The 14,793-nt window shown below is 40.2% G+C and carries 12 protein-coding genes; all 12 read left to right on the forward strand.

The genetic code is table 11. The annotated features are described in order from the left end of the window. Positions 1–2 precede the first annotated feature (2 nt). The 12 genes from QF117_RS00235 to QF117_RS00290 all read left to right on the forward strand — a co-directional run bounded on the left by QF117_RS00235 (position 3) and on the right by QF117_RS00290 (position 14,737). Complete coding sequence (locus QF117_RS00235) at positions 3–1,892, forward strand: acyltransferase family protein (RefSeq protein ID WP_282385406.1); 1,890 nt, start codon at positions 3–5, stop codon at positions 1,890–1,892. Beyond that, complete coding sequence (locus QF117_RS00240; RefSeq protein ID WP_282385407.1) at positions 1,876–3,159, forward strand: O-antigen ligase family protein; 1,284 nt, start codon at positions 1,876–1,878, stop codon at positions 3,157–3,159. The genes QF117_RS00235 and QF117_RS00240 overlap by 17 nt, the downstream gene beginning before the upstream one ends. Next, complete coding sequence (locus tag QF117_RS00245; RefSeq protein WP_282385409.1) at positions 3,156–4,319, forward strand: hypothetical protein; 1,164 nt, start codon at positions 3,156–3,158, stop codon at positions 4,317–4,319. Before QF117_RS00240 ends, QF117_RS00245 begins: the two co-directional genes overlap by 4 nt. Then, a complete protein-coding gene (locus QF117_RS00250) occupies positions 4,306–5,790 on the forward strand; it encodes an oligosaccharide flippase family protein (RefSeq protein ID WP_282385410.1) in 1,485 nt (494 codons plus the stop codon). The genes QF117_RS00245 and QF117_RS00250 overlap by 14 nt, the downstream gene beginning before the upstream one ends. Next, positions 5,791–6,729 carry a sulfotransferase gene (locus QF117_RS00255; RefSeq protein ID WP_282385411.1) on the forward strand — a complete coding sequence of 313 codons (939 nt, stop codon included), beginning with the start codon at positions 5,791–5,793 and terminating at the stop codon, positions 6,727–6,729. A 30-nt stretch (positions 6,730–6,759) separates the two neighbouring features. Further along, positions 6,760–7,782, forward strand: coding sequence for a glycosyltransferase family 2 protein (locus QF117_RS00260; protein ID WP_282385413.1), 1,023 nt, complete (start codon positions 6,760–6,762; stop codon positions 7,780–7,782). After that, positions 7,772–8,674 carry a glycosyltransferase gene (locus tag QF117_RS00265; RefSeq protein ID WP_282385415.1) on the forward strand — a complete coding sequence of 301 codons (903 nt, stop codon included), beginning with the start codon at positions 7,772–7,774 and terminating at the stop codon, positions 8,672–8,674. The genes QF117_RS00260 and QF117_RS00265 overlap by 11 nt, the downstream gene beginning before the upstream one ends. Next, positions 8,664–9,749 (forward strand): glycosyltransferase family 2 protein, encoded by a 1,086-nt coding sequence (locus QF117_RS00270; RefSeq protein WP_282385417.1) that lies wholly within the window; start codon positions 8,664–8,666, stop codon positions 9,747–9,749. The genes QF117_RS00265 and QF117_RS00270 overlap by 11 nt, the downstream gene beginning before the upstream one ends. An 11-nt stretch (positions 9,750–9,760) precedes the next feature. Then, the gene (locus QF117_RS00275; RefSeq protein ID WP_282385418.1) at positions 9,761–10,585 is read left to right on the forward strand and encodes a glycoside hydrolase family 16 protein; all 825 of its coding nucleotides are present in this window, start codon (positions 9,761–9,763) and stop codon (positions 10,583–10,585) included. Positions 10,586–10,848: 263 nt separating this feature from the next. Then, positions 10,849–11,634, forward strand: a complete 786-nt coding sequence (locus QF117_RS00280; RefSeq protein ID WP_282385419.1) for a calcium-binding protein — start codon at positions 10,849–10,851, stop codon at positions 11,632–11,634. 102 nt (positions 11,635–11,736) lie between these two features. Next, positions 11,737–13,428: an ATP-binding cassette domain-containing protein gene (locus QF117_RS00285; RefSeq protein ID WP_282385421.1), complete on the forward strand. Its 1,692-nt coding sequence runs from the start codon at positions 11,737–11,739 to the stop codon at positions 13,426–13,428. Further along, on the forward strand, positions 13,421–14,737 hold the full coding sequence (locus QF117_RS00290; RefSeq protein ID WP_282385423.1) for an HlyD family type I secretion periplasmic adaptor subunit: 1,317 nt from the start codon (positions 13,421–13,423) through the stop codon (positions 14,735–14,737). Before QF117_RS00285 ends, QF117_RS00290 begins: the two co-directional genes overlap by 8 nt. Positions 14,738–14,793: the final 56 nt, after the last annotated feature.

The following is a 14,793-nucleotide window of genomic DNA, read 5'->3' on the forward strand; positions in this document are numbered from 1 at the left end:
CCATGATGGAAAATAAGCATACTTACCGACCAGACATCGATGGCTTAAGAGCTATCGCTGTATTAATCGTTGTTCTCTATCACGCGGGTATTGAGAACATCAGTGGCGGTTTTGTTGGCGTTGATGTCTTTTTTGTTATTTCAGGCTATGTCATTATGTTAAGCCTGCTCAAAATGCTCAATGACGGTACATTTTCTATTACCGAGTTCTACTTCCGAAGAGCTAGGCGCATCATGCCTGCTTTATTTTTCATGTTACTAATCACTACTGTTTTTAGCTATGTTTGGTTCTTGCCAACTCTGTTTGATGACTATTTAAAAAGCTTATTATCGTCCTTAGGATTTGTATCAAATTTCTATTTTTGGTCGACTACTCATTATTTCGGAGCTTCAGCTGAGCTAAAACCACTACTGCATACATGGTCTTTGTCTGTTGAAGAGCAATATTATATTTTCATGCCGATATATGTTTTTTTGGTCTATCGATATTTTGGCCAAAACTGGAAACTTGCTCTATACCCTCCCTTTTTTATCAGCCTAATATTAAGCTGTTATTTGATCGACAAAGCTGCGTCAGCAAATTATTTTATGCTTCCTACTCGCGGTTGGGAATTGTTACTTGGTGCTATCATCGCAGCCGTCCCTCCGTTTAAGGTATCATCTCGTTGGCAATCTTGGATTTTAGGTTTTCTGGGGTTGGGAATGATTATTCTTTCGGCTGTTTACTATAATAAGTACACGCCCTTCCCAGGCTATAGTGCTGTTATTCCTTGCTTGGGTGCAGCATTTATCATCCTTGCAGGAAGCAAACAATATGAAAACAATACAATGGCTAATCCTATTGGATATTTTTTAGCAACGCGACCACTCCTTTATATTGGTACTATTTCCTATTCCTTATACCTGTTGCATTGGCCAGTAACTGTCTTCTTTCGATATCAATTACTCGCTCCACTCAATACCAATCACACTGTTTGGATAATTATAATCAGTTTTGCTCTGGCCGCATTTTCTTATCATTTTGTTGAAAAACCTTACCGCTACAGTAAAAACGCCAAGCGTTCATCTGTATTCACATTCTCTGGTGTCGGAATGGCCGGTTTTGGATTTACAGCAGTAGTACTATTGCATTTAAATTCACAACCAGCAGACCAACCACATCTCGTAGACTCTGTTAATAAAACCTCCTCATCTCCGTGCTTTTTAATGAATGCGAAAAATTATTCACAGTGGAGTGAGTCAGAGTGCATCATTAACAATACTCAAGAAGAGAAAACAAAAATATTGCTCTGGGGTGACTCGTTTCTTAATCACTACGCGCCAGGAATAAAGTTAAACAGTCAAGAATTAAATGCTCAATTTGTAAAGTATTCTTCTGCAGGTTGCCCGCCAATTCTTAGTTTTGAATCCTATGCATTACCTTATTGCAATGCATTTAATCAAAACGCTATCGAAGTCATCAAAGAGAATAAATATGACTTAGTTATTATTTCCGCCAAATGGACAGATCATGCAAAAAATGGATTAGAGAAACTTGAATCTACGTTATCAGAACTGGATAGTCTGGGGGTACGCTATTTGGTTATTGGCCAATCTCCTCAATTCATTACTGACGTATCAATTATTAATGATCTAAAAGGTAAGAACGAAAAAAATCATTCATGGCCTATCATTTTTGGGCCAGATATAAACCAGGAATTAAGCAACATCCTTAACCATAATAACTTCATTGACCCCATGAATAACCTCTGTATCGATGGTACTTGCCCATATAAAAAACAGAATGTATTGCTCTACAGCGATTATGGACACCTTTCTGAGCACGGTTCAAATCTGGTTGTGAAAAATATGATAAATACAATTAATGACTGGATCTATGAAAGTAAACATTAATGGCCCCATAGACCGAAGCCTTTCATTAGAAAAAGGAATTATAAAATATGATGTACTCATCACGAATATCATTATATTTTCATTAATATCGGCTTCATTAATTAGTTCAGCCGCTGCTTTCATTTTTCTATTGTCTGGATTATTCCATTGCGTGAAACGCTATCAGTATTCACTTGCGGCCTGCAAAGAATGCTGGCCTCTATTCTCTTTTTCAGTTGTTGCTATTATGTCAACATTTTGGTCAGAGACACCGGCGTCATCTTTGAAATCAGCGCTTCAAATATTTTGTACAACGCTAATTTGTGTTTCATTAATCTACACCGTAAAAAAAGAAGTCATTATTACTGCGCTTACGGTTAGCTTAATCACTTTAATGCTTTACGGATTGAGTTCGAATAACACCGTCATTATCTCGTATACAGGGGAGGTCGTCCGTATTGGACATTTTGGCAGTAAAAATAACATGTCAAGTTTTGCTGCTTTCTCAGCCATGGTAGGCATAGGTACGTTATGTTTACCCGCTGTGCGTCCCTATATGAAAGTACTCGGATCCTTTTGTACATTACTGTCAATCGTGGTTTTTTACTATGCTAAATCATTGGGAACCAACCTGGCTTTCTTCACTGTTTTATTCATCGCTTTGGCCATATTTTTTTATTCCACTAAAAATATATCAATCATAAATCGACGCATTATAAATCCACTCATTGTGGGGTATTTAATTGTATTCATTCTCAGTGTTATATATTTTTTCAACTTTAGTTACTACGAAAACTTTATGTACTCACTTGGTAAGGATCCGACCATAACTGGCAGGACAATGATTTGGCAAGTTGGCTTTAACTCTATTCAGGATAATCCTCTTTTGGGTGTAGGGTATGGTGCATACTGGAATATCAATAATCCAGGTGCGATCGAGATATGGGAATTAATGCACAAAGAAGTCGGTGCACTGTTTGGTTTTCACAATCTATACATTCATTATTACGTTGAGCTAGGAGTATTCGGCTTTCTGTCGATCGCCTTAATAGTTGGAAGTTGCTTAAAACAAGCCTATCTCAGAGCAACTCATGGAATGGAGTTGTTCGATGTGTTTATTTTCATACTACTCCTGTTTTTCTTTGCAAAGAGTTTCGTGGAAACAACTGGTTTTGCTCAGTTCCATTTTAGCCATTTTAGTCTTTGCCTTATTTGGATGACTCTAAACAGAAAAACTTTTTTTGATTGTGGAAAAAAAACAATCATCGTATTTGAGGGAAAAGCATGAAAATATTGTACATCGTTCATGATCTTAACGATGCTGCAGTAAAACGCAGAGTATCGATGCTAAAGCATGGCGGTGCGAAAGTGACACTAATCGGCTTCTATCGTGGCAAAAAGCCCGGAGCCACACTGTGTGGTTGCCCCGCATTATCGCTAGGCGAAACTTTTGATGCGTCATTCATACAGCGTATCGTTAAAGTTGTACAAGCCATTGCAAAGCTAAAAAAGACATTAAAAAACACCAACGATTTTGACGTCATTATGGCTCGAAATCTCGATATGCTAGCAATAGGAAACAAAGCAAAATCACTGCTGAATGTTCCTCTAATTTATGAGTGTCTTGATATCCACCGATTTCTCATTGCCAACAACTGGGCCGGTCATATTTTTCGAAGCATAGAGAAACGACTCTGCCATTCTGTTTCTCTACTCATAACCAGCTCTCAAGGTTTTATAGATAATTACTTTCAACCTATTTCAAACACAAAATTACCCTACTTTATCTTAGAAAATAAAGTATTCAGCACGAAGCCGCTGCCACCTCTTTACCAAAAGCCATTTGATAAAGATCATATTACCATTACCTGGAATGGAGCCATTCGCTGTCACCGCTCGCTGCAGATATTGTCTCAAGTCACACGAAAGCTAGAAGGGAAAGTCACTGTCACTATTTGGGGGAAACCCGCTTATACGGAGTTTTCGGACTTTGAGGCGTTAGTAAACAATGAACCCTATATTAAGTTTAAGGGACCCTATAGCTTCCCTGATGACCTAGCAAAGATCTACCAACAGGCAGATTTTAACTGGACTTTGGATTTTTTCGAAGAAGGTGGGAATTCAGAATGGTTGTTACCGAACCGAATTTATGAAGGTGGCCTGTTTAATGTGCCTCCTATCTACCGAGCAAATACCTTTATGGCCGAAGTTCTTAACGATCTCGACTTAGGGATCTCTATTGATGATGATTTTAGCCAATCATTGAGCGGTTTTTTGGCTTCGGTAAACGAAGCTAGCTATCAGTCACTACACAAAAAAATGGAGGCTGTTCCATCGTCTCGATGGTGTTATGACAACGTTCAGTGCCTGTCACTGATTCAGCTGTTATCTCAACAAGCATTAAAAAATAATAATGACTTACAAGGACTTGTCCGTGTCACTAAATAAGAGAGCAGTTACCATCAATGCACTTTGGCACTCCGCCGCAAGTTTATTTTCCACTGGCATTCGATTTCTGACCATCCCAATATTGGTTAGAATTCTCAGCCCTGAAGATTTTGGGAACGTCGCCTTAGCTATGGCTGTTTTAATGTTTATTAGTACCGTTCTGGGAAACGGTGGCGCAGTCGATACCATTGTCTATTTTACTAAAAAACGACCACACATCTTTTCGACCTTATTCTGGTTTAACTTGGCTGTAGGTCTGTTGCTTGGCTGCATTGTTTACGTCGCATCGCCGGCTCTCACTGTTTGGCTAAATGCTCCCGATGCTCTGCCCTATATAGAAGCATTATGTGTTCTTTTTCCATTACTAATGATTCAGTCGGTTTACCAAGGCCGTCTAATTGCGAAAATGAAATTTGGGTATATCGCAAAGATCAGTGCCATCGCTTCCACAAGTGCTACAACACTTGCCGTTATCTTAGCCTTTTCCGGTTTTGGCGCATGGAGCTTGGTGATCCAGCATATATTAATGCACCTGATTCAAACCATTTCCTTTATTAGTGCATCAGATATCAAACCGACACGAATATTTGATCTTCCGACTCTAAGAGCTTTTTTACCTTTTTATTATAAAACATCAGCCTATAACACTGTCATGTGGGCGGGCGATCAAGCTCCGCTGTTACTAACATCCAAAGTATCTGGCGCAGCAAATACCGGCATATATAACATGATGAGCCGAACATCTTCATTACCAAGAGAAGTATTTGGTCAAGGGTTTATGATGTCGTTTTTTTCTGGTTTGTCTGACAGTAATGCTGAGAAAGAAAGTCAATCTAGTCAACAAAACAGCTTGTTTTGGGCAATCAAGTTAAACTTAATTATTCTAGGCAGTATTTACGCACTCGCCACAGTGTTAGCCGAACCAATTACAGGTTTGCTACTGGGCAAAAAATTCGCCCCACACTGGGAAGTGTTTCAATGGCTTTGTATTGGCATGCTATTTACTAGCTCAACGGGCGGCTTTATTGGCTTTCTCAAAGGGACTGGGAAAATAGGCCTAATGACAGTACTAAGCATTCTCCGCACAGGGTTAATCGTCCTGTCCACTGCGTTGATGTGGTTTACCCAATCCACCGTTGAAGCCATTGCGATCGGATTTGCCTTTGCCAACATTATACTCACCGTTGCTTATTTCATCGTTATGCTCACGATACTAAAATTTGAATTCAGAGCGTTAATAAACAGCATTGGACGCTCAATTATCGTGTTAATTTCAAGCACACTTTTGACTGATATAGCGTATCAATTTATACACCAGCGATTCCCTATGCATGACTTCATTTCGATTATCTATGGTGGATTTATATTCCTTACCTTTTATGGCTTATTTAGTTTAATTTTTTCTAGAGAAGACACCATAAATCTTTCTAAAACAGTTCAATATCAATTAACTCACAAGCTAGGACGATAAATGCAACTTACTTCTAGAGAACTCATGTGCAAAACAAGCTACGTGCTCGATCACTTAATTGCACGCACTAATGATACTACTCCCATATTGATTAGTGGTTTTTGGCGCAGCGGGACAACTTGGGTACAAGAGGTATTGGCGCAATCCATTGGAGCAAAAACTTTATTTGAACCATTGGATCCTAGCTCGTTTTTGCCTTTACATGACGGATGCCCTGTCGAATCCTCGGCGCATATCCCCCTATTTCAAGATGTATTTAATACTGAAGATTTAAGGTTACTGGATCTGTCCTTTTCCGGCATTAGCCCAAAACGATCTGGGTTCAACTATCTTTGCCGCAGATCTCTTAGTGAGTCTTTGCGAAAAAAAGTGGTGATTAAGCTAGTAAGAGGCCAGTTTCTCATTCCTTTTTTAGCAGATCGTTATGCTTTATCCACAGTCCTTCACATTAGCCGCCACCCAATGGCTGTGGCTTACAGCATGCTAAGAACAAACTGGAAATGGCATATCAAAGATGTCGATTTTGGGCAAATTTACGCTAAAGAATCTCAGCTCGAACTGCCTCATACCCAGCGAGAAATATTCGGTACCTTGTTATCATTTCGCAATGAGACACCAGAGCGAAAAATTGCCGCTCTATGGGCATTAAGTGAACGTTTTGCTTATGAGCAGGAACATGTAAAGGGATTTAAATACGAATCTTTATTACAAAATCCAATATCGGGGTTTACTGAAATCGCCAACACGATTAATCAACCTATTATTGCTGACATTAAATCGGATAAAGCAACGGTTGTCTCCGAATCTGACCGCACTAACATTGACATGTCTACTCGACTTAACTCTTGGCAAACCAAGCTTACAGCCCAGCAACAATCAGATATTAAGGCCGTTTTAATGGAAATATGGCCTGATGTAATAGATCAATGGGCACTTTAGGTGCCACTTTACATATCATAAGGACAAATAATGAATTCTGACCAACATGGTATCCTGGTCGTCATCCCGTGCCTAAACGAAGAAGACTACATTCAAGAAATTGTAGCATTTTGTCACCAAGAAACTCTCGGTTCTTCTTCTCATATTGTGGTGGCTGATGGCGGTAGTAGCGATAATACGTTACTTATTTTAAAGCAACTTTCTATGAAAATGCCTAACCTAACCATTCTTGAGAACCATAAAAAAATACAAAGTGTCGGGGTTAACCTCGCTGTTGAGCGGTTTGGGCATGACTTTGACTATTTCGTTCGCATTGATGTGCACGCTAGCTACCCAAGCCAGTATATATCGACGCTTTTAGATGAAGCTAAAACACATAACGCCGATTCAGTCGTCGTTTCTATGGATACACAAGGGAAAAACCCAGTTCAGTCATTAATCGCACTAGCTCAAAATTCTCCCCTTGGCAACGGCGGTTCAAGCCACCGAAATACACAAAATTCGGGGAAATGGGTCGAGCATGGTCATCACGCCCTGATGAGTACAGACGCATTTTTGTCTGTTGGCGGTTACGACGAGTCATTTTCTCACAATGAAGATGCCGAGTTAGATGCTCGTCTGACTAAAGCTGGCTTTAAGATATGGCTGACCAATGCGACTAACCTCATTTATTATCCTCGTAGCCAATTGATACCGCTTGCCAAACAATACGCAGGTTATGGGAAAGGCCGTTGCCAAAATCTATTAAAGCATCAAGAAAAACCTCGTCTTCGTCAATGGGTTCCTGTTTTTGTATTTCCATGCTTACTTCTTGCCATTCTTAGCGTTTTTCATTGGGTTTTTGCAATACCTGCTCTGACTTGGTTTTTTGCCACGTTACTTGCTGGAGCCATCATTGCAGCAAAAAGCTCGACAACGCTTACCACACTAAAGTATGCCGTTTGGCTTCCTGCCATGATCATGCATTTGGCTTGGTCGTATGGCTTTTGCATGCAACTTAGCAAACATGTTCTTCAACCTAAAAATAAGCGCGAAGTTAGCCATGAACATTGATATCTGTATCTGTACTTACCGCAGAGAATCTTTAAAAAAAACCTTGTTATCGATACAGGAATTGAAGCTGAACCCAGAATGGCGTTTGCGCGTTATTATCGCTGATAATGACACCATCCCAAGTGCAAAGTCACTCGTCTCTGATTTTTCAGATAATTCATCACTGAACATTAACTATCTGCACGCGCCAAAACAGAATATTGCGATTGCGCGAAATGCGTGCCTTGAACATAGTCGAAATGGATGGGTAGCGTTTGTTGATGATGACGAAATTGTCAGTAGAGATTGGCTGATAGAGCTATTTAATACCGCCAATAATCACAATGCAGAGGTCGTGTTAGGCCCAGTTAAAGCTGATTATCCGACGAGCTTAGCGCAGTCATGGATGTCGAGAGGAAAGTTCCATGATACAGAGCCGACATATCATGAACAAACCATTTGTTCTGGGTATACTTGCAACGTCTTAATCAATCGGGCAAATCCTGTCATATCCGCATTACGCTTTGATTTGCAGTTTGGTCGTACTGGTGGAGAAGACACCATGTTTTTTGAAGCTATTAAAGACGCAAAGATACCACTTTATTTTTCACCGCATGCATGGGTTTATGAGCCCGTTCCCAGTGCTCGCTCAAATTTTCGATGGCTAATAACTCGCCGATTTAGATTTGGCCAAACGCACGCAAGATTACTGTTAAATACGAACGACACATTACCTTATCGAGCGAAACACGCCGCTCTTGCATTTGGTAAAGCAAGCGCATGTTTCGTAATGGCTGTTGCAAATCTATTCGATCAGATTAAGTGGCGTAAGTGGGCAATAAGAGGCAGCCTTCACATTGGCGTTATTTCACGTCTCATTGCACAAAAGGATGTAGAACTCTATGGAAATTAAGACATTAAATACCGAGTCTAGTAAAGACAAAAATAGCCCGATGGTCAGTGTCATTATTACTTGTTATAACTATGAAAAATTTATTCAAACCAGTATTGAAAGCGTACTTAATCAAAACTACCCCCATATAGAGCTGATCGTGGTGGATGATTGTTCAAAAGACAATTCACGTGCGCTAATTATGGAGTATCAAGACCAATTAATTCCTGCTTTTCATGAAGAAAACAAAGGCCATGGCGGTGCATTCAATACGGGCTATGATACTTCTAGTGGCGATATCGTTATGTTTCTTGATGCCGATGACTACCTACTACCTAACTCCATAGAAGACGCTTTAGCGCAATTTCCTGCACAAAGTGGTATGTGCCAGTATAGAATGCACCTTGTCGATGACCAAGGATCTCAGTTTGATATATTTCCAAAAAAAGAACTGCATTTTGATGAAGGGAATAAGGCAAAAGAAAAATTACTCCACTGTGGACAATATCAATCTACAGTTACATCTGGCTTACTATTTAAACGCGAATATCTAGATCAAGTGATGCCGATTCCACAAGAATCTTTTCGTCAAGGTGGGGATGGCTACTTAGTGACTCTAGCACCCATTTTTACAACGGTATCAAGCAGTGAATATTGTTTATCTGCATATAGACAACACGGACTCAATCATTCCGCATTTTCATGTCAATTAACTGATCGTGCAAAGTGGCTTCTAGATCATAACAAAATGCGACATTCTGCTCTTATGAACGCCAGCAAAAATAAATCACTACCACTAAAAAACGAGTTTTGGTTCAACGACATGGTTCATTTGAATCAAATCATGTGTTTGGCACTGTTCGAGCCCAACAATAGCTTTGCTTCTACATCCCGTCTCAAGATCGTCACAAAAGCGATGAATAGCATCAAAAGTCAGAACTTAAGTACAATAAATCGATTGATTTTATCCATGTGGTGGATTTCTATTTCTTTTTCTCCACGCGTTATTGCAAAGCCACTCTATTCATGGCGTTTATTAGCATCAAGTCGACCTAAATTTGTGCAACAAGCTTCGACCTTTTTAAGACGGTTGTAAAGGAGCGCTTGGTGAACACTTCCCCATTAAATCGAGCTATCAATATGTTCAAAACCTTAAGCATTATATCCCTATTGCTTTTCAATACTGTTATTTCTGAAGCGAGTGAATGTGATCGTCAAGACTACGAGTTAGTGTGGGCAGATGAATTTGACTATTTAGGACTCCCTGACGATAGTAGATGGAACTACGAGGAAGGATATGTTCGAAATAAAGAGCTTCAATATTATCAAGTTAAGTCGTTGGAAAATACCTATGTTCAAAATGGCATGCTAACCATTGAAGCAAGGCGCGATTCATCCACTCTGAAACCCTACACCTCTGCTAGTATAACCACCGAAAACAGGGCGACTTGGAAGTATGGCAAAATAGAAGTACGTGCAAGCATACCTATCGCTTCAGGTACCTGGCCTGCAATATGGATGCTTGGTGCGAACATAAGGCAAGTCTATTGGCCAAGGAGTGGGGAAATAGACATCATGGAGCATGTTGGCAGTAACCCTAACTTTATTCATGGCAATGCCATTTATTATGATTATGAGACGAATGCGAATGGAAGTGATAGTGCACATATTGCGCACGATTCAGTGAATTCGTTTAACCGGTACGCAATTGAATGGACACAGCAACACATTACATATTTCATCAATGATAAACCATTTCACCAATTCGATATCAACACCGCAGGCAACAAAAATAACCCTTTCCATAAACCATTCTATCTCATCATTAACCTAGCCCTTGGGGGGTGGGGAGGAGAATTGAATGATGATTTCACCTCAGAAAAACTAAAGATCGATTACGTTAGGGTCTACCAAAAATTCTGTCATCAATAATATAAATTCATACTTTTTTAATCTGATGTGTTTTGCACTCATTAAAATGTAGGGCTATCACCAAAGCACAGAACAACTAAAAAATAAATCACTGAAAAATAAGTACATTACTTTAATGCTTATATCGTACATATGAATCATTGAATTCCATTATATTTACCGTGTCCATTCGACATTTCAGTTTCAGCTTTTGAAAAATGGACGCTGCTTAACTAGCAATGTTTTTTTTCAAAATATAACTTATCACTGAAAGAGGAATTCACATGTTTCAACATATTTACGACGTTTTAGAAGAAGCTAAAACTCTTACTGACACTTCTGCAAGCACAAACCAAAACGATACCATCGTAACAGGACAAGAAAACACAACCGTTTTTGCTAAACATGGTGATGACGTTATCTTTAGTGGTGCGGGCGATGACATCCTATCTGGCAATACTGGCGATGATATTATCGATGGAAATGCAGGCGATGACATAATTGTTGGTGGTGTAGGAGAAGATACACTGAGAGGTGGTGCCGGTAACGACCAACTCGTTGCAAGTGTTGATGATAAAATGGTTGCCGGTGGTAATGGCTTTGACACTGTTTACATGCGCGCCGAAGAGGGTGATGACAACTTTTTCGACTTGGTTACTCAAGCTCGATCAGTGGAAGCCATTGTAGGCTACGGTACCGAAGACGTTTTCGCTAATGTCAGCCTTTCAAATATTCTGTTTCAATCTCAAGATGATGGTAACGAAGAGACGCCAGATACAGATAACACATTCATCGCTGTTGGGTTGGAAGGTTTATCACTAGAGGGGATTTGGCGATTCCTAGAAGACGGCGAACTGAACTTCACATCAGAAGACATTACGGGCGAGCAAGAGCAAGCTTATATCGAGATGCTTGGTCTATCATACGTACCTGACGGTGTACTTGATCTGCATGCATATACCTTCGGTGAAGGTGAAAATGCCGTCACTATTGTTACTGATCTATCGGCAGATGACATCACTGTAGGTAATGAGTCACTCGCAGAAATGTCAGACATGATGCCTGTATAAATTAAATAGTTAATCAATAGTTAACTAACCAAAATATCTAAGGTGAAAGTTACGGCTTTCACCTTTTGTCGTCAATGAACGACTTCTGTCGAGGAAGAGACATTGCACCGTAACAACAATCAGGATAACTCTCCCAAAGTCGCATTTTCTCTTGCTGCGGCACAGCTTAGAACTAGCCTACTCTGGGTGCTCTTTTTTTCATTTTTCATCAATATTTTTGTCTTAGCACTTCCCTTTTATTCACTCCAAGTTTTTGACCGTGTACTCACCTCTCAAAGCCTTGATACTCTATGGCTACTTTCAATCATTACCATTGCATTCATCATATTGCATTCTGTTCTTGATTGGATAAGACAGCGTATGTTGCTGTCTATCAGTGAAAATTGGAGCACTGGAGTCGGAGCACCTCTCCATAGCGCCTCTATTTTTGCTAGTAACGGTAACAATGCTAACAATTCACAAATAATCGACTTAATGAAAGGCGTTCGCAATACGCTCTCTTCTTCTCTAGGTCCGCTATTCGATTTACCTTGGACACCGTTGTTATTACTATTTTTAACGGGGCTACATCCTTTATATGGCGCTATTTGTCTGGTTGTAATCGCTTTGCTTTTTGGCTTGTCATTACTGAATTTTCGCCACAGAACCAATACCAATATCCATCAATTAACTCTCACTCAGAGCTCGATTGATGATACAAATAGCGTAAGAGCGATGGGGATGACTCAAAACATTGCCGCTCTAGCGAATGCTCAGGATACGACACTCTACCAAAAACTAGTCAATGGCTTAGGCCTGACAGCAAATCTTACCAGCATAACCAAATTTATCCGCGCACTGGCTCAAGTGTCCCTTGTCGCGATAGGCGCTGTTTTAGTCATTGAACGAGAAATAACCGCTGGTGCTATGATAGCGGCAACAATGCTATCAGCCAGGGTATTTTCTCCATACGAAGCACTTGTAAATAGCTTATACCCCTGGATTAATGCCATTAGATATTGGAAAGAGCTCTCTCAAATCGCATTAAACTGCCCAAAAGAACCTGAAGAAGCGAGCTTGCCAGCAGCACAAGGTAAACTCATCGTAGAAAACCTCATGATTCTTTACCCTGACAGCAATAAGCCTTTTTTATCTCGTATTAATATCGATATCCCATCAGGCAGCTGCATCGCGATAGTAGGAGACTCGGGAAGTGGGAAAAGTACACTTTTGAAAGCACTAGCAGGACTTATTAGACCCAATCTAGGGCAAGTCCGACTTGACGGCGCTACTTATCTTCAATGGTATTCTGAAGGGCTCTCTGATGTATTAGGGTACTACTCCACTGACTCCAAATTCTTACCAGGCTCTATCGTCGACAACCTATCTTTATTCCAACCTCAGTTCGATGTGCAAACCGTCTACAACGCCTGTAAAGCCGTTGGCATGCACGAACAAATTTTGAAGTGGCCAAAAGGATACGAAACCGATATAGAAAAAGATCTGGTTCCTTCAAGCTCCGAATACCATAAGTTACTCTTAGCTCGCACCCTCTTTTCTACCCCAAAAGTACTTATTTGGGATCAACCAGATGCTTTTCTAGGGCCTACATCAGAAAAATTGTTACACCAAATTCTGATAGCCCGGAAGCGACTCGGCCTAACGACTCTTTACACTACCAATCAATCACCATTGCTCGGGTTTAGCGATCGCATCATATTCTTAGAGAACGGCACTATTAAAAGTGATACCGAAACCAAACACATTGCGGCAGCGCAAAAAGTACCAATGAAAAAGGTGTCCAATAATGGCTGAACAACAAACAACGATTGAACACCAAAAATCTACGACTCAATATTGGATAAAATGTGGAATTGCGCTGTTGGTATTAGGTGGAGGGATTATTGGAAACTGGGTTTATTTTGCTCCACTCAGCAGTGCTGCGATTGCTCAAGGCCATGTCATTGTTGAAGGTTATAGAAAAAAAATACAACATCTTGATGGGGGTATTGTTGAAGAGATCTACGTCAAAGACGGGCAACTGGTTTCAGTCGGTGACCCTTTAGTTACGCTCAACTCCACGAAAGCAAAAACGCGTTTCTTACAAATTAAATCCCGTTATTACAATGCGTTAGCAAAATACAATCGCCTTCAAGCAGAAATCAACGAAACACCAGACATTGCATTCATACGCTCTTTAGACAAATCGGATGCATTGATTGCTCAAGCTATCGCAACTCAAACAAAGCTGAGGCAAATCAGAATGGAAGCCCTTGATGGCGCCATTCAGATCGCGAATAAGAAAGTAGAGCAGGCAAAACAAAACCTGAATTCCTATGTCGCCCGGAGTAAAGTGGATGCACAAGCCCTCGGATTACTCGATGAACAAGTGAACATGTTAGCCAAGCTTTCAAAAAAGGGGTTTGCATCACGTGAACAGCTTTTATTTTCACAACGTGAAAGGCTTGATATCCAACGACGAATCGATGATTACGATGCTGTTATGGCAAGAGAGGAATTACTGATTGCCGAAGCAAAACAGAGCATTGCTAACTTAAGATTAGAGTTTATAAAAGACGCGTCTGAAGAACTAGAACTTGCAGAGCGAGATATTATAGAACTTAAAGAACATTTATCCCAAGCAGAAGAAGAGCTAGGCAGGTCAACTATCGCTAGCCCAATCAACGGCAAGATCGTTGAGCTCAACATTCACACCTTAGGTGGTATTGTCACCAGTGGCGAAGTTCTTATGGAAGTCATACCTGTAGATAGTAACCTTATTGTCGAAGCCAATGTTACCCCTCAAGATATTGATGCGCTGCAACTTGGTCAAATGGCTGAAGTTCGTTTAACTTCATATAACTATCGCCGCTTATTACCTATTACAGGTAAGGTTGTTTACATTTCTGCTGACAGCATTATCGACGAGCGAAAAGATCAATCTAGCTACACCATAAATATTGAGCTAGATATGAAGACAGTTGAAAAAAACACCCACATAAAGCTCTACCCAGGCATGCCCGCCGAAGTACTGATTCTTTTAGATGAACGTACTGTGCTGGATTATTTGTTAAACCCGTTACTAATATCGCTGAACAGAGCATTTAGAGATTCGGATCTATAGGGCCTGTTGATCTTTCAATAAAAAAGAGTCTATAAACTAGTTCATAGACTCTTTTT

The organism is Vibrio sp. YMD68 (assembly GCF_029958905.1).
In the GTDB taxonomy this organism is placed as follows: Bacteria; Pseudomonadota; Gammaproteobacteria; order Enterobacterales; family Vibrionaceae; genus Vibrio.

Excerpts from the sequence above, each read along its gene's own strand:
- QF117_RS00270 (WP_282385417.1), top strand. The coding sequence starts at position 8,664 with ATGGAAATTAAGACATTAAATACCGAGTCTAGTAAAGACAAAAATAGC.
- QF117_RS00265 (WP_282385415.1), top strand. The coding sequence starts at position 7,772 with ATGAACATTGATATCTGTATCTGTACTTACCGCAGAGAATCTTTAAAA.
- QF117_RS00240 (WP_282385407.1), top strand. The coding sequence starts at position 1,876 with ATGAAAGTAAACATTAATGGCCCCATAGACCGAAGCCTTTCATTAGAA.
- QF117_RS00235 (WP_282385406.1), top strand. The coding sequence starts at position 3 with ATGATGGAAAATAAGCATACTTACCGACCAGACATCGATGGCTTAAGA.
- QF117_RS00280 (WP_282385419.1), top strand. The coding sequence starts at position 10,849 with ATGTTTCAACATATTTACGACGTTTTAGAAGAAGCTAAAACTCTTACT.
- QF117_RS00255 (WP_282385411.1), top strand. The coding sequence starts at position 5,791 with ATGCAACTTACTTCTAGAGAACTCATGTGCAAAACAAGCTACGTGCTC.
- QF117_RS00245 (WP_282385409.1), top strand. The coding sequence starts at position 3,156 with ATGAAAATATTGTACATCGTTCATGATCTTAACGATGCTGCAGTAAAA.
- QF117_RS00260 (WP_282385413.1), top strand. The coding sequence starts at position 6,760 with ATGAATTCTGACCAACATGGTATCCTGGTCGTCATCCCGTGCCTAAAC.
- QF117_RS00290 (WP_282385423.1), top strand. The coding sequence starts at position 13,421 with ATGGCTGAACAACAAACAACGATTGAACACCAAAAATCTACGACTCAA.